The sequence below is a fragment of the Nocardia sp. A7 genome, assembly GCF_046549215.1.
In the GTDB taxonomy this organism is placed as follows: Bacteria; Actinomycetota; Actinomycetes; order Mycobacteriales; family Mycobacteriaceae; genus Nocardia.
In genome coordinates this window covers 1287692-1305686 of record NZ_JAJPWE010000001.1, presented here as the reverse complement: position 1 = coordinate 1305686, position 17995 = coordinate 1287692, and the positions used below count along the sequence as shown (strand labels likewise).

Genomic DNA, 17995 nt, shown 5'->3' with positions numbered 1-17995 from the left:
ATGGCACCCAAGGAACCCGCGGTCGCCGTTCTCGGCAGGCCGCCCGACGCGAGCGAGATGCGTCCGCCGACCCCGCTGACCCGGTCGGTCTCCCTGCGCTGGCGGGTCACCCTGCTGGCGGCGTCGGTGGTGTTGATCGCGGTCGCGGTGACCTCGATCGCGGCCTACGCGATGGTGGCGCGCGCGCTCTACGCCGATGTCGACGCCCAGCTCGAGGCCCGCGCGGCGACCATGATCAACAACAATTTCGAGACCGCGGGCTTCCAGTCGATCGTGCTGGCCGGGCTGTTCTCCAACGATGTCGGCGTCGCGCTGATCTATTCGGGGCACAAGCCGTATATGCCGCCCCAGCAGACGATTCCGCCGGTCGGCGCCCAAGAGCTCGACGTGGCCGACGGCAAGATCAACTCCTCGCTGCGCACCGTCGGTGACCAGCGGGTACTCGCCGCGCGCACGCACAGCGGCGCGACGCTGATCATCTCGCAGAAGCTCTACCGCACCCGCGAGGTGCTCGATCAGCTGGCGTGGCTGCTGTTCGTGGTCGGCGCGTGCGGTGTCGTGCTCGCCGCCGCGGCCGGAACCGCGGTGGGCCGCACCGGCCTGCGTCCGATCGCCCGGCTCACCGCGGCGACCGAGCGTGTGGCCCGCACCGACGACCTGACACCCATTCCGGTGACCGGTGACGACGAATTGGCCAGACTCACCGAGAGTTTCAACACGATGCTGCGCGCGTTGACCGAATCACGCGATCGTCAGCGCCGTCTCGTCGCCGACGCGGGCCACGAGCTACGGACCCCGCTCACCTCGTTGCGCACCAATATGGAGTTGCTCATCGCCTCCGGCAGACCGGGTGCGCCCCGGCTGCCGGACGAGGACATGGCCGAACTGCGCGCCGATGTGGTGGCCCAGATCGGCGAACTGTCGACGCTGGTCGGCGACCTCGTCGACCTGGCCCGTGAGGACGCTCCCGAGACCGTGTACGAGCGGGTGGATCTCGGCGAGGTGGCCGAGCGTGCGCTCGAGCGTGCGCGGCGCAGGCGGGTGGGGATCACCTTCGTTGCCGATCTGGCGCCCTGGTTCGTCTACGGGCACGAGGCGGGGCTGGAACGGGCCGTCCTCAACGTCCTCGACAACGCGGCCAAGTGGAGTCCGCCGGATGCGGTCGTGCGGATCACCATGCGCCCGGCCGGGCCGGGACTGCTGGAACTGGCCGTCGGCGACGCGGGCCCCGGTATTCCGACCGGTGAACGCGAACTGGTCTTCGAACGCTTCTACCGCACCACCGCCTCGCGCTCGATGCCCGGTTCCGGGCTCGGTCTCGCGATCGTCAAGCAGGTGGTGACCAAACACGGCGGCACCATCGCGATCGACACCTCCGATCGGGGCGGCGCGCTGGTGCGCATCGTGTTGCCGGGGGAGGCGCCGACCGTTCTCCACGAGTCCGACGACGGGTGAACCGCCGGAGTCTCGGCGAACTGATAGTCCGATCTCAGGCACCTCTCAGTAGTCGTCAGCAAGCTGGTCTGCAAGCGTGAGGAGACAGACACCATGACCGACGATCCCCAGCAGCCTGCTGACCATCCCGCCGAGTCGGGCCCCGGCGGCGCGGGCCACCCCGGCGAGCGGGGACTTCCGAGCGGGAATCAGGGGCAGCAGGCAGGCTTCGGCGGCCCGTCGCCCTACGGCGGACAGCCGCCCTACGGCGACCGGGCGCCGCACGGCGGACCGGCGCCCCACGCAGGACAGTCGCCCCACGGCGACCAAGTGCCCTTCGGCGATTTCGGGCCCAACGGCGGCCAGCTGCCATTCGGCGGCCGGCACCCGCAGGGTGATCAGGCGCAGTACGGTGCGCAGGCATTCGGTCCCGCGCCCGTCCCGCAGCGAAAGCCGTTGCGGCTCGGCCTGATTGCCGGTGCGACGGCGTTGGCACTTGTCAGCGGTGGCGTCGGTGGCGTTGTCGGGGTGCTCGCCGCCGACTCGGGTTCCGCGTCGGTGACCAATGCGCTCGAGGTGCCGAAGCCCTCGGTCAACACTGTCGCCAACGCGCCGACCGGGTCAACGCAGGCGGTGGCGCAGCGGGTACTGCCCAGTGTCGTGATGATCAAGGTCGCGGGTAGCCGGGCTTCCGGCGAGGGTTCCGGTGTCGTGCTGTCCTCGGACGGCTTGATCCTCACCAACAATCACGTCGCCGCGGGTGCGGGTGCCTCGGCGAAGATGGAAGTGGTGTTCAGCGACGGCAGTACCGCGTCCGCCACCATGATCGGCGCGGATCCGGTCTCCGACCTGGCCGTGATCAAGGTCAACGGCAAGACCGGGCTCACCCCGATCGAACTCGGCACCTCCGACGGGCTGGCCGTCGGTCAGCCGGTGATCGCGATCGGTTCACCGCTCGGCCTGGCGGGCACGGTCACCACCGGCATCGTCTCCGCCCTCAATCGCCCGGTCTCGACCAGCGGTGAGGGCACGCCGAGCCAGGTGAACCCGGTCATCGACGCGATCCAGACCGACGCGGCGATCAACCCGGGCAATTCCGGCGGCGCACTGGTCGACGGGCAGGGCAAGCTGATCGGCATCAACACCGCCATCGCCAGCCTCGGCGGCGAGGCGGCGGGCGGCACCCAGAGCGGTTCGATCGGCCTCGGCTTCGCGATCCCGGTGGATCAGGCGCGCCGGGTCGCCGACGAACTGATCAAGACCGGCCGCGCCACCTACGCCCAGATCGGCATCAAACTGCGCCCGCAGGACACCGCCGCGCGCGTGCTGGAGGCGACCCCCGACGGGCCAGCCGCCAAGGCGGGCATCCCGGCGGGCGCGGTCATCAGCCGCCTCGACGACCGGCCCATCGATTCCGGCGACGCGCTGATCGCAGCCGTCCGCTCACACCAGCCAGGAGACAAGGTGAAGGTGACGTACACCGACGAACAGGGTGGTAACTCCAAGACCGTCGAGGTCACGCTGACCGCTGCGGCGGCGGAAGGCGGGCGATGATGCGTTCGACCGCAAACCTGTCGTGCGTAAGCGCTACGGTGATGACCATGGACATCGATGCTCCCGTGGCAGGGCGCGCACTGGTTGTTGTCGTCGACGATCGGACGGCTCATGGCGGCGTGGATTCGCTCGGCCCGCTCGTCACCGAACTGCTCAACGAGGCCGGTTTCCTCGTCGACGCCTCGGTGACGGTGCAGGCCGAGGAGGTCGAGATCCGCAACGCTCTCAATACCGCGGTGATCGGCGGTGTCGACCTGGTGATCTCGGTCGGTGGCACCGGCATGTCGCCGCGCGACATCACCCCAGAGGCCACCACACAGGTGCTCGACCGTGAACTGCCCGGCATCACCGAGGCGCTGCGCGCGTCCGGCCGGGTCGCGGGATCGCTCGACGCCGGCTTGTCGCGTGGTGTGGCGGGCATCTCCGGCAGCACCCTGGTGGTGAACCTGCCGGGTACCCGCGCGGCGATCCGCGACGGCATGGCCACCCTCGGGCCGCTGGCCAGCAAGGTGATCGGCGAACTGTCCGGTCTGGACGAATGACGTCGGAGCCCCGTGACGCGGTTCCCGGCCCCGATGATCAGGGCCGGGAACCCGCTTCGGCGCAGGAGCTCCGGCGCAAGGCGGCCGAGGCGGCGCGCCTGGCCAGGATCTTCGGCGATGTGCTGCCGGAAACCACCGGTGACGAGCGCGGCGAGGGTTCGCGCGGCGCCGGCGGCGACGAATGGTTACGATCCCAAGTTCCGCCGCACCACGGGTGATCGCCCCGTTATCTACGTAGCCACTACGTAATAGGCGGCCTTCGATAAGCCGTTTTCGACACGAACGCGAACTGCGGACAAATACTCGAGACCACGCGAAAGCGTGGTCTTTTGTCGTTCGGTGACCCAGATCGTTACCTGTGGACCCGTCCCGTCAAGACCTCATGACAGGAGCCTTCGTGACTGCATCAATGCACGTCAAGGCATGTGGCGATGTACGAATGTGTGCTGCGCTTCACAGTGAAATTTACGAACTCTTTCGTTGCCGTGTCCATGGATCGGCGTTTAATGTTCGCCATTGAGCCACCAACTATTGGTCCCTGCAGTACTCCCACTTCCGTGCGTTGAACTACCCGGTGGAACTCTGGCTCGGGTTCGCCACACCGGCCCCGGTCGTATCGTCGAAATAACAGTTAGTTACGTAACGGCAACAAAGGGGCGACACACTGATCTGGGCCCTGTGAGGTCCGTTTGTCCGGCTTCGAAAGTCGAGGTCGGCTGTTAGACACCTGATGAGGGGAAGTATGAGCGAGAACCGCACCACCGGTGTGCGCCGTGGCGTCCGTGCCGCGGGCGTCGGCGCTGCCGCGGCCGCCGTGGCCATGGGCCTGCTGTCGACCGGTGCCGCCAACGCCGATACCTTCGTGCCGTTGCCGGACGGCCAGAAGGTCAGCCCTGCTGGCGTGACCATCACCCGCACCCACGAGTCCGCACTGATCTCGCCGTCGCTGTCCGCCAATGGCGCGGGTCGCGTCGTCTGGGTCTCGGGCACCGCGATCGCCGAGGTCACCGAAACCCCCGAGGGCGAGGTCGGCCCATGGAACGGCCCGACCAACCGCCCCGGTTCCAACAACTCGTCGACGCACGGCGCCTCACAGCTGAACACCGGCTACATCGTCGGTTGCCAGGTGAGCATCGCCGATGACGCCATCGGCGCGGGTGTTTCCGCTGGAGTGAACACCACCGGCGGCAGCCTCGGCGGTTCGATCGGCTTGAGCCTGGGCCCCGGCGAGGTCAAGTTCGTGCAGATCAGCTCGAAGGACATTCTGAAGGCCGGTACGTACGCGATCGATTACCAGGACGCGGAAATCGAGATCCAGGGCTGCGCCGGCTACGCGCAGGCCCGGGCGTACACCGTCGTCGAGATCATCGGTGACAACTACTCGAAGACCACCCTGTACGGCATGCCGTTCAGCATCGGCTGACGTCTTCGATCCGGCACGAATCTTCTTCTCGCTGCGGCGAACTCAATCCTCGAGGGACAAATCCTATGATCAACCGTAAGTTCATGGCGAAGGTGGCGGGCGTCAGCGCCGCGGCCACCGTGGCCGTCGGCCTGTTCTCCACGGGAGCGGCCAACGCCGATACCTTCATTCCCCTGCCGGGCGGGCACATCACCAAGACGCTGTCCGACGGCACCGTCGTCGACATCGCGCTGGTCGGCGAGTCTGCCAACATCAGCCCGTCGATGGGCTCCAGCCCGGTCCACCGCAACGCGTGGGTCTCGGGTAGCGCTCAGGTCACCGTTTCCGACGGCGGCTCCGGCAAGATCTACCCGGGCTACACCGTGGGTTGCCAGGTCAACATCGCCGGTGGCGGTGTGAGCGGTGACGTCGAAGGCTCGGTCTCCGGCGACACGGGCGACGTCGCGGTCGGCACCGGCGGCGAGCTGTCGCTCGGCCCCGGCCAGTCGAGCTCGTTCTACATTCTCGACCGCGAGCAGGCCGACGACTACGGCAGCGAATCGCACAGCAAGAACAACAAGTTCAAGAACGGCTCCGGCTCGGTGACCTGGTCCGACACCACCATCGGCCTGACGGGGTGCGCGGGCTACGCCCAAGCGCGTGCCTTTGTCTCCGTCGAGGTCGAGACCGACAACGTCATCTCCTGGGTGACCCTGTGGGGCGCTCCGTTCAGCCTCGGCTGATCTGTTCGTATCCCGAACTGAAACGGGCCGGTCGCTACTGCGACCGGCCCGTTTTGTTGTGCGTTCAATGTCGCGCCACTGGACAATATGAGCCCGCCTCATTATGTTGAACCCGATTCATAGCTTCTCGATTCACCTCCCGGCAGGCGCTGTCGTCCTGTTGCCAGCGGTGCCTGTCCTCGCGACACACCCCAGCTGGGTCCGGGCGCAACACAGATATCGGCCTCGATGGTCGAGGTCGGATTTGCGTACACCTCGAGGGGAAGAATGAGCGAGAACCGCACCATCCGCGGGCGTCGCGGCGCGTGCAGCGCAGGCGCCGCAGTGGCCGTGACGATCGGCCTGTTGTCGGCCGGTGCTGCCAACGCGGACACTTTCGTACCGCTGCCGGACGGCCAGAAGATGGGCCCCGGAGTTACTTTGAGTCGTACCGGCGAGCATGCCGTCGTCTCCCCGTCGCTGGCCGCCAACGGTGCTGGTCGCGTCGTGTGGGTATCGGGCAACGCCCGTGCCGATGTGCAGGTCACGCCGGAGGGCGAGGTCGGGCCTTACAACGGCCCGTCGAACCGTCCCGGCTCCAACAATTCCTCGACGCACGGCGCGTCGAACCTGAATACGGGTTACATCGTCGGTTGTCAGGTGAGCATCGGTGACGAGGCGATCGCAGCCGGCCTGTCCGGTGGAATATCGACCGCCGGTCCCTCGGCCGGTGGTGCGATCGGCCTTCACCTCGGCCCCGGCCAGGTCTCCTTCGTGCAGATCGATGCCAAGGACATTCTGAAGCCCGGCGTCTATTCGGTGGAGTACCAAGACGCGGAGATCGAGATCCAAGGTTGCGCCGGCTACGCGCAGGCCCGCTCCTACTCGGTCGTCGAGATCATCGGTGACCATTACTCCAAGACCACGCTGTACGGAGCGCCGTTCAGCATCGGCTGATCATCGGCCGCATCGAAACTCTTTCTCGTTCACACGAATTCACCCTCGAGGGGTCACTGTGATGATCAACTGCAAGAGCATGGCGCGAGTAGCCGGGTGCACGGCGGCGGCGACCATGGCATTGGGTTTGCTGTCCACGGGTGCGGCCAACGCCGACACTTTCGTTCCGCTGCCGGGCGGCCACATCACCAAGACGCTGTCCGACGGCACTGTCGTGGACATCAGCCTGGTCGGCGAGTCCGCCAATATCAATCCGTCCATGGGTTCCACTCCAGCTCATCGCAACGCGTGGGTGTCCGGTAGTGCGCAGGTCTCGGTTTCCGGTGGTGGCGGTGGCAAGATCTTCCCCGGATACACCGTGGGTTGCCAGGTCAATATCGCTGGTGGTGATGCGCTCGGTGACTCCGATGCGGAGAGCACTTGGGATGGATCCGAGCAGAAGGCCGGGGTCGGCACCGGCGGCGAGCTCACCATCGGCCCCGGCCAGTCCAAGTCCTTCTACGTACTCGACCTGGAAATGGCCGATGACTACGGCAATGAATCCCACAAGACCCGCAATGCCTTCAAGGGTGGCTCGGGCTCGGTGACCTGGGCCGACGAGACCATCGGCCTGTCCGGCTGCGGTGGTTACGCCCAGGCTCGCTCCTTTGTGAGTGTCGAGGTGGAAACCGACAACGTCATCAGCTGGGTGACCCTCTGGGGCGCGCCGTTCAGCCTCGGCTGAGGAATCGCAACGGATGAATTCGGGTTCCGCTCACCGAGGTGAGCGGGACCCGAATTCGGTGTGGGAGTGCCTGATCAGTAGGTCTTCTTGCCGTCGGCGTCCGACGCCGGTTCCGGCAGGTAGCTGTGCTTGCCGTTCGATCGACTGTGCTGTTCGGCGAGCAGGTCTCGGATCTGGATGAGCAACTCGCTTTCACTGAGTTTCTCGTCGGCCTCGGGGAATCGCTTCTTCGCTCTGGTCGCGGGCACCACCAGGATGAAGTAGAGGATCAGCGCGACCAGCACGAAGTTGATCGCCGCGGTGATGATCGGCCCGATCTCGATGAAGGTGGCCGGTTTATCCGCGATGAGCTGGAAACCGAGGCCCATCTCGTTGGATCCGCCGAACACCGCGAGCAGCGGATTGATGATCCCGTTGGTGAACGCGGTGACGATCGCGACGAACGCCGTGCCGATGACGACAGCGACGGCAAGGTCGACCACATTGCCGCGGAGTAGAAAATCCCTGAAACCTTTGAGCATTGCCGATGTCTCCTTCGTTCAGGAGCCGGCCCGGGGCGCTGCGCTCCATTCGAATGCTGCGAAACGGTCTGCTTGGTTCCTGAGTGATGCTAACCAGGGATCGGGCAAATTTCTCGCGAACTACGCCGGGCGACCGATAAGGCAGTCAGTGGAAGACGACAGTCAGCGCCGTCCGCAGCGACGCACCGGCGACGGCGGTGGCGTACTCGGTATCCAGTGCGAGCAGGACCACCCGTTCCGCCCCGCGCCGATCACCCGTCGCGGTGACGAGCACGACCGCGGCATCGGTGGCCAGCGTCCGAGCGGGCTTGGTCGCCCCTGGCCCACCCGCGTCCTCGACACCGACGACATCGACTCGATCGCCCGCCCGCAACACATCAGCCACCGCCGCGTCGGCCAACCGGATCGGCACGATCCGCGCGTCGGCACTACCCGCGGCCGCGGCGGCCAGCCGTGGCCCGACGACGCGAAGATCGGTGAAGGTTTCGCCCTCGTGCATGGCGCCGGTCAACGTCGCGCCGAGCAGGGGATCGGTCTCGCTGATCGAACCTGTTGGCAGTGAACGTGATTCGTGGTGATCGATGCGAAGATCGTCGGCAGTGAGCAGCCGTCCCGGCGCGAGTTCGCGAGCCGCGACAACCACGGCGACCTTCGCTCCGCCAGGGTCACCGCGCACGAACAACACCACGGCGGCGACCGCGAGCACGGCGGCGGCGATGCGCCGGGCGAGCAGCGCATCGGCCCAGCCCGGACGGTTACCGAGGGCGAAACGCCAGGAACTGCCACGTCCCAGATCGGCGAGACTGCGAGTCATGGCGAAAGCGTAGAGCCGTGGCAGGGCGACGAAGTCGCCGAAAGCCCCGCCTGTGGATAACTACGGGGCTGTGGATAACTGTCGAAAAGTCAGCTGGCGGCGGCCGGAGTGGAGGTGGTGCTCGCACTCGACGACGAATCCCCGTTGCTGCTCGATCCGTTGCCGCTCGATTCGTTGCTACTGCCGCTCTCGGTGGAGGTCTTCGCCGGCTCGCTCGCGGTAGACGCGCCACCACGGCTGTCGGTGCGGTAGAAACCGCTGCCCTTGAACACGATGCCGACCGAGTTGAACAGCTTGCGCAGCTTCCCGGAGCACTGCGGGCATACCGTCAGTGTGTCGTCGGAGAAGGACTGAACGATATCGAAGCGGTTGTCACACTCGGTGCACGCGTACGAATAAGTTGGCACAGGATCCTCCGCAAGTCTCTCGTCGATCTAGCACTCTACCGCCGACACTGCCAACGTCGCGAATCGCCGTTTCATTCCGGCGAAACGGGCAGGTCGCGGCCCAGCTGGCGCAGTCCACCGCGCGGGGTGAGCGCCCAAGCCATTCGCCGATCGTGCGGTTCCTCGGGAAGCAGGTCGACCAGTTCATCATCCCGGACGACGGCGATGAGGTGCGCGGTTGCCCGCGCCGAGCCCAGCGTCCGGTCGTAGTAGCCCGCGCCACGCCCGAGCCGCACCCCACGCCGGTCCACCGCGAGCGCGGGGACCAAGATCGTCGCGGCCTCGCCGACAACAGCGGGCGGCAGCGTCTCGGTGGCTGGTTCGAGCAGGCCGAAGCGGGCCTTGTGCAGTGAATCGGCGCCCTCGTAGCGCGCCCAGCTCAGCGGACCAGGCTCGCCGGTCACCGGCAGCAACACCGTGGCGCCGCCTGCGCGCAGCACGTCGAGCATGCGCAGATCGCCGGGTTCACCGCGGGTCGGAACGTAGGCGCACACCACGCCGTCGTTCCCGGTGAGCCGGGCTGTCGAAGCGGCGAGCGCGGCCGCCTCGACCGCGTGTTCGGCGGGGTCGACCTGTGCGCGTGTGGCCAGGATCTCGCGGCGCCACGCATATTTGGTGCGCTCACCGGGCATCTCCACAGCGACCACCTTAGTCTGCACAGGCGTGCGGCGATCCGATGTCCCTTGCGCACGGCCGGAAGGAAGGCGTCGGTACGCCTAAACTTCGGCCGACGCCGGATCGCCGCGAGGAGACGATCGGACGGCACCGAATGGATAGGGTATGCGCATGACAGACAAGACTTCCGGTTTCCGCACTGCGGTGGTACCCGCGGCCGGACTCGGAACGCGGTTTCTGCCTGCCACCAAGACGGTGCCCAAGGAGTTGCTGCCGGTGGTCGACACCCCCGGCATCGAGCTGGTCGCCGCGGAAGCCGCCGATTCCGGTGCCGATCGACTGGTGATCGTCACCTCGCCGGGCAAGGACGGCGTTGTCGCGCACTTCGTCGAGGATCTGGTGCTGGAGAGCACCCTGGCCGAGCGCGGGAAGTTCGCGCTGCTGGAGAAGGTTCGCAAGGCCCCGGCGCTGCTCGACGTGACCTCGGTCGTGCAGGAGGAACCGCTCGGCCTCGGCCACGCGGTCGCCCAGGCCGAGTCCGTGCTCGACGACGACGAACTGGCCATCGCCGTCCTGCTGCCCGACGATCTGGTGCTGCCGTGTGGCGTGCTCGAGACGATGAGCCGGGTGCGCCGCGAGCGCGGCGGGTCGGTGCTGTGCGCCATCGATGTGCCGAAGTCCCAGGTCAGCGCCTACGGCGTCTTCGACGTCGAGGAATGTGCCGACGGCGCCGAGATCGATGTGCTGCGGGTGAAGGGCATGGTCGAGAAGCCCGACCTCGCCGACGCGCCGTCGACCCTGGCCGCCGCGGGCCGTTATCTGCTCGATCGAGTGATCTTCGACGCACTGCGCCGGATCACGCCGGGCGCGGGCGGGGAACTGCAGCTCACCGACGCCATCGCCCTGTTGATCGCCGAGGGGCACCCGGTGCACGTGGTGGTCCACCGTGGGTCGCGCCACGACTTGGGCAATCCGGGCGGTTATCTTCGAGCTGCTGTGGATTTCGCCCTCGAGCGGGACGAATACGGCCCGCAACTGCGCGAGTGGTTGAATTTCCGGCTCAGCCCGGAGTGGGACCCACAGTCGCCCGTCGCCTAGATACACCGCCGCCATAGATTCAGGAGCTCGATGCGCTCGGTTGAGGATCAGCTGATCAAGGTCACCGCGGCCGCGGTCGCACCCCGGCCGGTCCGGGTGGCGATATCCGAAGCCCAGGGTTTGCTGTGCGCCGAAGACGTCGTCACCGAACGGCCGCTGCCCGGCTTCGATCAGGCCGCCATCGACGGGTACGCGGTGCGCAGTGTCGACGTCACCGCCGCGGGCGTCGACGTGCGCGACGAGCAGGGCGAGCTGATCGACCTCACCCTGCCGGTGGTCGGCGAGGTGGTGGCCGGTTCGCGCCAGCCCATCCGCTTGCAGCCGCGCCAGACCGTGCGGGTCGATACCGGGGCGCCGATGCCGACCCTGGCCGACGCGGTGCTGCCGGTGGAGTTCACCGACGGTGGGCGGGCCAGGATCAAGGTTTTCGAGCCGGTTCGCTCCGGCGATTACGTCCGCCGCGTCGGTGACGACGTGCAGCCCGGCGACGTGGCCGTGCGCGCGGGCACGATCATCGGCGCGGCCCAGGTCGGCCTGCTCGCCGCGGTCGGTCAGGACAAGGTGCTCGTGCACCCGCGTCCGCGCCTGTCGGTGATCTCCATCGGCGGCGAGCTGATCGACATCGACCGCACGCCGGGCCCCGGCCAGGTCTACGACGTGAACTCCTATGCCCTGGCGGCGGCCGCGCGTGACGCGGGCGCCGATGTGAACCGGGTCGGCATCGTCAGCGCCGATCCGCGCCGACTGCGTGACGTGGTCGAAGGGCAGCTGGTGCGCTCGGAGGTCGTGGTGATCGCGGGTGCGGTCGGCGGCTGGGCCTCCGATCAGGTGCGCGAGGCACTGGACGGTCTCGGCGAGCTGGAGATCGACCGGGTGGCGATGCACCCGGGTTCGGTGCAGGGTTTCGGGCGGCTCGGCCGCGACGAGGTGCCCACCTTCCTGCTGCCCGCGAATCCGGTGAGCGCGCTGGTGGTGTTCGAGGTGATGGTGCGGCCGCTGATCCGGATCGCGCTCGGCCGCCGTCAGCCGATGCGTCGAATCGTGAACGCGCGCACCATTACTCCCATTACTTCGATGCCGGGTCGCAAGGGCTACCTGCGCGCGCAACTGCTGCGCGACGAGGCGACCGGCGATTACCTGGTGCAGCCGCTCGGCAACGGCAATGGCAACGGCGGCTCCTCGCATCTGCTGGCGACCCTCGCCGAGGCGAACAGCCTGATCGTGGTGGAACCCGACGACACCGATTTCCGCACCGGTGACGAAGTGCAGGTCGCGTTCCTGGCGCAGCGCGGCTGAAAAGTGGAATCCATGAATGTATTCCGGGCCGGACAGCATCCCGGATGGCCCGCCCGGCTCGGCCCGGTGCTGGTGGCGGGCGGCAAGGTGACATTGCGACCGGTGCGTTTTCGCGACGCGGCCGCGTGGAGCCGGATCCGATTGCGCGACCGCGACCACCTGGAGCGCTGGGAACCGACCGGGCGCGGCTCGTGGGAGGCGCGCAATCACGCGTCGAACTGGCCGTCGCTGTGGACGAGTTTGAAGGCCGAGGCCCGGCGTGGGGCGATGATCCCGCTGGTCATCGAGGTCGACGGGCAGTTCAGCGGTCAGCTCACCATCGGCAATATCGTGCGCGGCGCCCTGCGATCGGGCTGGATCGGGTACTGGGTGGCCAAGGATCTCGGCGGTCAGGGCGTGGCGACCGCTGCGCTCGCGCTCGGCCTCGACCACTGCTTCGGCCCGGTCGGCCTGCATCGCGTCGAGGCGACGGTGCGGCCGGAAAACCTGGCCAGCCAGGCGGTTCTGCGCAATGTCGGCTTCCGGGAAGAGGGCCTGCTGCGCCGTTACCTCGACGTCGACGGTGCGTGGCGCGATCACCTACTGGTCGGTCTGACTGTCGAAGAGGTTATGGGCACTGTGGTGGATCGCCTGGTCAGGGAGGGTCGGGCGGCACAGCCGTGAAATTTCTGTTACTCATGTGGCAGGTGTGCACGGCGCGCCTGCCACACGGGCGCGTCTGCCCGAATTAACCTACGGACGTCAGTGGTGCGTCCACGGATGGACAACATGTAGGTGGGGACGGGAGGTGATGACCGCGATGCCGAACTCGATCCTGTGGATCGGACTCGTAGTGCTGTGGGTCTTCGTCCTGTTCCCGATCCTGGCGGACCGGCATCCCCGGATCCGCCGCACCACTGATGCCGCGCTCGCCACACGCGTGCTGCACCGTGGCGGGGCCGAACGACGGATCCGCATCGGGGCCGCGGGCGGTCACGAGAGTGACCCCGATTATCGACCCCGTGTGCTGAGCAAGCGCCCCCACCGTACTGATTCGGAGGATCGGATGACGTCCGAAGAGCCCGTCACCGAAGATGACGACGAAGAGTTGACCCCCACCGTCGAACTCGAAGCGGCCGAGGTGGGCACCGACGAAGTCGAAATGCCTTCCGAGGCAGCCGATCTCGACGACGACGCGGCTGAGGACGCGGTGGTGGAACCACTCTCGACAGAAGTCGAGGACGATCCGCCCGTTGCCGCGCGCATCCCCGCCGCGCCACCGGCCCGCCTCGACGACCTCACCACCGATGACGCCGAATTCGATGACGACGACTTCACCCCGACGCGTCGCGGTCGCGGCGGTTACGACCCGGAGGCCGACGAGATCGCCCGCGCCGCCCGCTACCGCTTCCGTCAGCGCGCGGTGATGGGCTTGATCATCGGCATGATCTTGTTCGCCGCGTTCGGGCTGCTGCTCAACTCGATGTTCTGGTGGGCGTGCGGGCTGTCGGCAGCCGTGTTCGCCGGCTACCTCGCCTACTTGCGCAAGCAGGTCCATGTGGAGGAGGAGATCCGCCGTAGGCGCGCGGCCCGCCTCACCCGCGGCAAGCGCCAGGAAGCCGCTGAGGCCACCCCCGAGGCGACCACTACCCGTCGCACCATGGACCGTGACACCGCACGCGCCCTGCGCCGCCGCTCGACGCTGCTCGACACCGACGACGAGGACCCGAGGTTCGAGTTCCTCGAGATCTTCGATCCGGCCACTTCTCGCGCACTCCGCAACCGGGTCGACGACCTCGGTCAAGCCGTCGGCGAGTAACTGGTGAATCCACGCAAATCAGCAGGTCAGAGTACCGATTCGGTATCCGGGCGCAACCCCTGATACAGTGTCACAGCGCGGTTCACCAGGGCCGCACGGGGCTATAGCGCAGTTGGTAGCGCGTCTCGTTCGCATCGAGAAGGTCAGGGGTTCGATTCCCCTTAGCTCCACAACACGACGCCGCTCGACCATCAGGTCGGGCGGCGTTCGTCGTTCGATCGGGCGGGCGGCTGCGGAGCTTGAACGGCGGATGAACAGATGCCGATGTGTGAGGGGCATTTACAGTCGTATTGTGATCAATAACAGCGTGCATGGTGAAAGATTCGCTCGGAATTCCTCAGTATTCGCTTGCCCATTGTTTTGGGGGCATGCGGCGAACGCGAGCTCGGAATTAGCCGGACGTTACTGATTTCGGCTGAGTTGTACGTCACATTCCGTCCGCTTGGAATTGAATTCCCAGCTCATCGTGGTCGCGCTCACCGGATTCCACCGATTGGAAGCAATCAGCTATTGGTGTGAAGTTTATTTGCGGAGCCGGTGGGTAGCCGCTAACGTTTTGATAAATCTGAATAATCCGCGCAGGACCGCGAGCGCTCGCTCACCAAGTTCGCTGCCGGGGAGGAATCGGTTCATCAGCGAACAGATGTGACGCCACCATCGGGAGGGGGCGTCGAACGCGTCTGTCGGAAAGCATCAGAGGCAGTTCATGACAGCGGTCATCGAGGCTCGTACCGAGCCCGAAGATACTTCGAATACCCATCCGTCGTTCGCCTTTCGTGGCGTCGCGCTGATCGCCGCGATCACCGCGGTGGTGCTGACGGTGACGGCCGGGCGCTACGACTTCTTCGGCGACGAACTCTATTTCCTTTCCGCCGGACGACGACTCGACTACACCTACGCCGATCAGGGCGTGGTGGTGCCACTGTTCTCGTGGATCGCCGACCAGCTCGCGCCGGGATCGGTTACGGCGCTGCGGTTCCCGGCGGTCGTGATGGGCGTGGGTGCGGTCGTGGTGTCGGCACTGATCGCCTACGAGCTCCGGGGCAGCCACCGCGTCCAGTTGCTCGCCGCAGCCACCTATGCGACGTCCTACCTGGTGGCCACCCAGGTCGTGTTGAGTACCTTCTCCTTCGACGCCACCCTCACCGCTGTGATCACGTGGCTGCTCATCCGCTGGGTGCGCACTCGCCAGGACTGGCTGATCGTCGTGGCGGGAGTTGTTGCCGCGGTGGATATGCAGGTGAAGTGGATGATCCCGATCGTCTGGGCGTGCCTCGGCCTAGCCGTCATCATCTGCGGTCCCCGCGAGGTACTGCGCCGCCCCGCGCTGTGGGTGTCGACCGGCATTCTCAGTGCGTCCCTGATCCCGATTCTCTATTGGCAGTCCCAGAACAACTGGCCGCAGCTGGCCATGGGCCCGATCATCGGCGCGGAGCAGGATGCCACGGGCTACGGTCCGATCGGATTCATGCCGCAGTGGCTCGGATTGGCCGGCTTCCTCGGCGCATTGCTGATCGCCATCGGGTTCTGGGCGGTCTTCACACAGGAATCACTGCGGCCCTATCGCTTCATCGCGGTCGCCTTGGTGATCATGACCACATTTGTCATCATCACCCATGGTCGTCCCTACTATCCGACTGGCTTCTTCCCCGCCATGTTCGCCCTCGGCGCCGTCGGTCTGTGGCAGTACGACCGGAAACGCTGGATGCACTTGGCGTTGATTCCGATCGCCGCGCTGTCGGTGTTGACGTTCATCGCCTCGATCACCGTCACGCCCCTGCCTGCCAGCTGGCGTACCCCGGCCCAGGACGCGATCGATCTCGGTGTCCGGTCTGCCTTTTGGGGAACCACCAATTGGTCGGACATGACTTCCGCCGTCGCCACCGGGTACCACGCTCTGACGCCCGCGGAGAAGGCGAACGCGGTCGTTATTGCCCAGGGTTACTGGCAGGCCGGCGCTGTGGAGCAGTTCGGCGGTGCGCACAACCTGCCCGCCACCTACAGCCCGAGCCGTGGCTTCGGCTTCTTCGGCCCGCCACCGGACACGACAACATCGGTGATCTACGTCGGTATGGACACCGCCGAGGCCGACCTGCGAACCCGTTTCACCCAGGTGGAGCGGGTGGTGCACCTCGACGACCCCATGGGCATCCCCGGCATCGACCGCATGACCGCCGTCTGGGTGTGCAAGGGCCCGAAGCAGCAGTGGCCGACCATGTGGGACTCCATGACCACCCTGTACTTCGACCTCGGTCTCTGGCGAGACCACCGGGCCACCACCCGCCCCACTCACTGAGGTACGAACGACGAACCCCCCGGCCGCGCGGCCGGGGGGTTCGTCGTTCGAGAGCCGAGGGTCAGTTCTTGACCAGCTCCGGTTCGTCAGCGGCGTCCTGCACGGGTGCGGCGTGCGGGTCCGTCGCCGCGCGGTTCGGCAGCAGGACCGCCATGACGATCACAACCAGGGCCAGGGCGGCCGAGATCAGGAAGGCCAGGCGCATGCCGTCGAGGGTGGCGGTGGCGGGTGCGACGCCCTCGTCGATGAGCGAGGTGCTGCGCGCCGACATGACGGTGACCACCAGGGCGGTACCGAAGGCGGCCGCCACCTGCTGGATGGTGCCCAGCATCGAGCTGCCGTGCGAGTACAGGTTCATCGGCAGAGCGCCCAGACCCAGGGTGAACACCGGTGTGAATGTCGCGGCCAGCGACACCATCAGCAGGATGTGCAGGCCGAGCAGCTGCCAGTACGGCATGTCCGTCGAGATCTGGGTGAAACCGGCCAGCGAGGCGAAGATACCGATCGAGCCGGGGATCACCAGCGCGCGCCCACCGAACCTGTCGAACAGCTTGCCGACGGTCGGACCGAGCAGACCCATCGCCAGACCACCCGGCATCACCAGCAGACCGGTCTGCAGCGGGCTAAGGCCGCGCAGGTTCTGCAGGTACAGCGGCAGCAGGATCATCGAGCCCATCATCGCCAGGAACGCGACCGACATCAGGACCAGCGCCTTGGTGTAGGTACCAAGCAGCAGCACGCGCAGATCCAACAGCGGAGTTCCGTTGCGCTGCAAGCTGATCTGACGCAACGCGAACGCCGCGATCAGCGCGACACCACCGGCGGTGATCAGTGCCGCGGTGGCGTAGCTGTCACCGTGGAACTTGCTCAGACCGAACACCAGCCCACCGAAGCCGAGGGCCGCCAGCGCCACACTTGGCAGGTCGAGCGTGCCGGGCTGTGGTTCGCCGATGTTCTCGAGCTGACGTAGACCCAACCAGGTGACCACACCGGCGATCGGCAGCATCACCACGAACAGCAGGCGCCACGACTCGATCCCGGGGATGTCGATCTGCAGGATCAGGCCGGAGATGACCGGTCCCATGGCGGGCGCGACCGAGATGGCCAGGGTGACGTTGCCCATCACGCGGCCACGGTCCTGCTCGGCCACGACAGTCATCAGGGTGGTCATCAGCAGCGGCATCATCACCGCGGTGCCACCCGCCTGGATGACACGGCCGATCAGCAACACCGCGAACGTCGGCGCGAGTGCCGAGATCACGGTGCCCGCGATGAACACGGCCATCGCGGCCGCATAGGCCTGACGGGTCGTGACCCGCTGCAGGAACCAGCCGGTGGTGGGGATGATCGCGGCCATCGTGAGCATGAACGCGGTGGAGACCCACTGCGCGGCGACCTCGGTGACGTGCAGGTCGCTCATCAATCGCGGGATCGCGTTGATCATGATGGTTTCGTTGAGGATGACGACGAAGGTCGCGAGCACCAGCACGCGGATGACGATCGGTGTCTTGCCCTTCGTCGTCGGCGTGGATAGATCGGCTGGCATCGGGTACCTCCGGGAAGCATGGGATCTGCTGGGCGCGAGCTGTGGCCCGATGCCGAGTCGACGATGTCTCGGCACCACACGAGAAAAGACGGATTCCGTCGGTCCAACTCATCGGGCGCCGGTCAGTATTCCGGTCGGGTACGACACAAATCACCTGGTTTTTCCGATGCGCGTCGGCAGCGATGGCGCGAGAGACGCAGGTGCGGGCGTTATCGAAGCGGATCTCGCGG

General features: G+C 66.7%; 18 protein-coding genes and 1 tRNA gene. 14 read left to right on the top strand and 5 right to left on the bottom strand.

Features of this window, described 5'->3' with window-relative positions:
- From ACLJPD_RS05940 to ACLJPD_RS05905, 8 genes are all read left to right on the top strand, one after another.
- The gene (locus ACLJPD_RS05940) at positions 1 to 1455 is read left to right on the top strand and encodes an ATP-binding protein (RefSeq protein WP_410870710.1); all 1455 of its coding nucleotides are present in this window, start codon (positions 1 to 3) and stop codon (positions 1453 to 1455) included.
- A gap of 93 nt (positions 1456 to 1548) precedes the next feature.
- The gene (locus ACLJPD_RS05935; protein ID WP_410870709.1) at positions 1549 to 2988 is read left to right on the top strand and encodes a trypsin-like peptidase domain-containing protein; all 1440 of its coding nucleotides are present in this window, start codon (positions 1549 to 1551) and stop codon (positions 2986 to 2988) included.
- Between the two features lie 47 nt (positions 2989 to 3035).
- Entirely contained in the window at positions 3036 to 3530 is a 495-nt protein-coding gene (locus ACLJPD_RS05930; protein WP_245914553.1) for a molybdenum cofactor biosynthesis protein B, read from the top strand.
- Complete coding sequence (locus ACLJPD_RS05925) at positions 3527 to 3748, top strand: hypothetical protein (protein WP_410870708.1); 222 nt, start codon at positions 3527 to 3529, stop codon at positions 3746 to 3748. Before ACLJPD_RS05930 ends, ACLJPD_RS05925 begins: the two co-directional genes overlap by 4 nt.
- 524 nt (positions 3749 to 4272) lie before the next feature.
- Complete coding sequence (locus ACLJPD_RS05920; RefSeq protein WP_410870707.1) at positions 4273 to 4953, top strand: MspA family porin; 681 nt, start codon at positions 4273 to 4275, stop codon at positions 4951 to 4953.
- 65 nt (positions 4954 to 5018) lie between these two features.
- Positions 5019 to 5675 carry an MspA family porin gene (locus ACLJPD_RS05915; RefSeq protein WP_410870706.1) on the top strand — a complete coding sequence of 219 codons (657 nt, stop codon included), beginning with the start codon at positions 5019 to 5021 and terminating at the stop codon, positions 5673 to 5675.
- Between the two features lie 267 nt (positions 5676 to 5942).
- Positions 5943 to 6611, top strand: coding sequence for an MspA family porin (locus ACLJPD_RS05910; protein ID WP_410870705.1), 669 nt, complete (start codon positions 5943 to 5945; stop codon positions 6609 to 6611).
- Between the two features lie 61 nt (positions 6612 to 6672).
- Complete coding sequence (locus ACLJPD_RS05905) at positions 6673 to 7335, top strand: MspA family porin (RefSeq protein WP_410870704.1); 663 nt, start codon at positions 6673 to 6675, stop codon at positions 7333 to 7335.
- A gap of 74 nt (positions 7336 to 7409) precedes the next feature.
- Here the strand turns inward: ACLJPD_RS05905 and mscL are convergent, their stop codons facing one another.
- The 4 genes from mscL to ACLJPD_RS05885 form a co-directional block, all read right to left on the bottom strand.
- Positions 7410 to 7856, bottom strand: coding sequence for a large conductance mechanosensitive channel protein MscL (gene mscL / locus ACLJPD_RS05900; RefSeq protein ID WP_410870703.1), 447 nt, complete (start codon positions 7854 to 7856; stop codon positions 7410 to 7412).
- A 145-nt stretch (positions 7857 to 8001) separates the two neighbouring features.
- Positions 8002 to 8670 (bottom strand): SAF domain-containing protein, encoded by a 669-nt coding sequence (locus ACLJPD_RS05895; protein ID WP_410870702.1) that lies wholly within the window; start codon positions 8668 to 8670, stop codon positions 8002 to 8004.
- Positions 8671 to 8759: 89 nt separating this feature from the next.
- Entirely contained in the window at positions 8760 to 9077 is a 318-nt protein-coding gene (locus ACLJPD_RS05890) for an FmdB family zinc ribbon protein (RefSeq protein WP_410870701.1), read from the bottom strand.
- Positions 9078 to 9148: 71 nt separating this feature from the next.
- The gene (locus tag ACLJPD_RS05885; RefSeq protein ID WP_410871941.1) at positions 9149 to 9748 is read right to left on the bottom strand and encodes a 5-formyltetrahydrofolate cyclo-ligase; all 600 of its coding nucleotides are present in this window, start codon (positions 9746 to 9748) and stop codon (positions 9149 to 9151) included.
- A 154-nt stretch (positions 9749 to 9902) separates the two neighbouring features.
- Between ACLJPD_RS05885 and ACLJPD_RS05880 the strand changes: the two genes are divergently transcribed.
- The 6 genes from ACLJPD_RS05880 (at position 9903) to ACLJPD_RS05855 (ending at position 16219) form a co-directional block, all read left to right on the top strand.
- Positions 9903 to 10829, top strand: coding sequence for a UTP--glucose-1-phosphate uridylyltransferase (locus ACLJPD_RS05880; protein ID WP_410870700.1), 927 nt, complete (start codon positions 9903 to 9905; stop codon positions 10827 to 10829).
- 30 nt (positions 10830 to 10859) lie between these two features.
- The gene (gene glp / locus ACLJPD_RS05875; RefSeq protein WP_410870698.1) at positions 10860 to 12125 is read left to right on the top strand and encodes a gephyrin-like molybdotransferase Glp; all 1266 of its coding nucleotides are present in this window, start codon (positions 10860 to 10862) and stop codon (positions 12123 to 12125) included.
- A gap of 12 nt (positions 12126 to 12137) precedes the next feature.
- Positions 12138 to 12788: a GNAT family N-acetyltransferase gene (locus ACLJPD_RS05870; RefSeq protein ID WP_410870697.1), complete on the top strand. Its 651-nt coding sequence runs from the start codon at positions 12138 to 12140 to the stop codon at positions 12786 to 12788.
- A gap of 136 nt (positions 12789 to 12924) precedes the next feature.
- Positions 12925 to 13923, top strand: coding sequence for a gephyrin-like molybdotransferase receptor GlpR (gene glpR, locus ACLJPD_RS05865; RefSeq protein WP_410870696.1), 999 nt, complete (start codon positions 12925 to 12927; stop codon positions 13921 to 13923).
- A 97-nt stretch (positions 13924 to 14020) separates the two neighbouring features.
- A tRNA-Ala gene (locus ACLJPD_RS05860) sits at positions 14021 to 14093 on the top strand.
- A 536-nt stretch (positions 14094 to 14629) separates the two neighbouring features.
- Complete coding sequence (locus ACLJPD_RS05855; RefSeq protein ID WP_410870695.1) at positions 14630 to 16219, top strand: glycosyltransferase family 39 protein; 1590 nt, start codon at positions 14630 to 14632, stop codon at positions 16217 to 16219.
- Between the two features lie 61 nt (positions 16220 to 16280).
- Here the strand turns inward: ACLJPD_RS05855 and ACLJPD_RS05850 are convergent, their stop codons facing one another.
- On the bottom strand, positions 16281 to 17765 hold the full coding sequence (locus tag ACLJPD_RS05850; protein ID WP_410870694.1) for an MDR family MFS transporter: 1485 nt from the start codon (positions 17763 to 17765) through the stop codon (positions 16281 to 16283).
- Positions 17766 to 17995 lie beyond the last annotated feature (230 nt).

What these genes read in the sequence shown, in the direction of transcription:
- ACLJPD_RS05855 (WP_410870695.1), top strand. Translation starts at nt 14,630, where the DNA reads ATGACAGCGGTCATCGAGGCTCGTACCGAGCCCGAAGATACTTCGAAT.
- ACLJPD_RS05915 (WP_410870706.1), top strand. Translation starts at nt 5,019, where the DNA reads ATGATCAACCGTAAGTTCATGGCGAAGGTGGCGGGCGTCAGCGCCGCG.
- ACLJPD_RS05905 (WP_410870704.1), top strand. Translation starts at nt 6,673, where the DNA reads ATGATCAACTGCAAGAGCATGGCGCGAGTAGCCGGGTGCACGGCGGCG.
- glp (WP_410870698.1), top strand. Translation starts at nt 10,860, where the DNA reads ATGCGCTCGGTTGAGGATCAGCTGATCAAGGTCACCGCGGCCGCGGTC.
- ACLJPD_RS05935 (WP_410870709.1), top strand. Translation starts at nt 1,549, where the DNA reads ATGACCGACGATCCCCAGCAGCCTGCTGACCATCCCGCCGAGTCGGGC.
- ACLJPD_RS05925 (WP_410870708.1), top strand. Translation starts at nt 3,527, where the DNA reads ATGACGTCGGAGCCCCGTGACGCGGTTCCCGGCCCCGATGATCAGGGC.
- ACLJPD_RS05930 (WP_245914553.1), top strand. Translation starts at nt 3,036, where the DNA reads ATGGACATCGATGCTCCCGTGGCAGGGCGCGCACTGGTTGTTGTCGTC.
- ACLJPD_RS05880 (WP_410870700.1), top strand. Translation starts at nt 9,903, where the DNA reads ATGACAGACAAGACTTCCGGTTTCCGCACTGCGGTGGTACCCGCGGCC.
- ACLJPD_RS05895 (WP_410870702.1), bottom strand. Translation starts at nt 8,670, where the DNA reads ATGACTCGCAGTCTCGCCGATCTGGGACGTGGCAGTTCCTGGCGTTTC.
- ACLJPD_RS05940 (WP_410870710.1), top strand. Translation starts at nt 1, where the DNA reads ATGGCACCCAAGGAACCCGCGGTCGCCGTTCTCGGCAGGCCGCCCGAC.
- ACLJPD_RS05920 (WP_410870707.1), top strand. Translation starts at nt 4,273, where the DNA reads ATGAGCGAGAACCGCACCACCGGTGTGCGCCGTGGCGTCCGTGCCGCG.
- ACLJPD_RS05870 (WP_410870697.1), top strand. Translation starts at nt 12,138, where the DNA reads ATGAATGTATTCCGGGCCGGACAGCATCCCGGATGGCCCGCCCGGCTC.
- ACLJPD_RS05850 (WP_410870694.1), bottom strand. Translation starts at nt 17,765, where the DNA reads ATGCCAGCCGATCTATCCACGCCGACGACGAAGGGCAAGACACCGATC.
- ACLJPD_RS05885 (WP_410871941.1), bottom strand. Translation starts at nt 9,748, where the DNA reads ATGCCCGGTGAGCGCACCAAATATGCGTGGCGCCGCGAGATCCTGGCC.
- ACLJPD_RS05910 (WP_410870705.1), top strand. Translation starts at nt 5,943, where the DNA reads ATGAGCGAGAACCGCACCATCCGCGGGCGTCGCGGCGCGTGCAGCGCA.
- mscL (WP_410870703.1), bottom strand. Translation starts at nt 7,856, where the DNA reads ATGCTCAAAGGTTTCAGGGATTTTCTACTCCGCGGCAATGTGGTCGAC.
- glpR (WP_410870696.1), top strand. Translation starts at nt 12,925, where the DNA reads ATGCCGAACTCGATCCTGTGGATCGGACTCGTAGTGCTGTGGGTCTTC.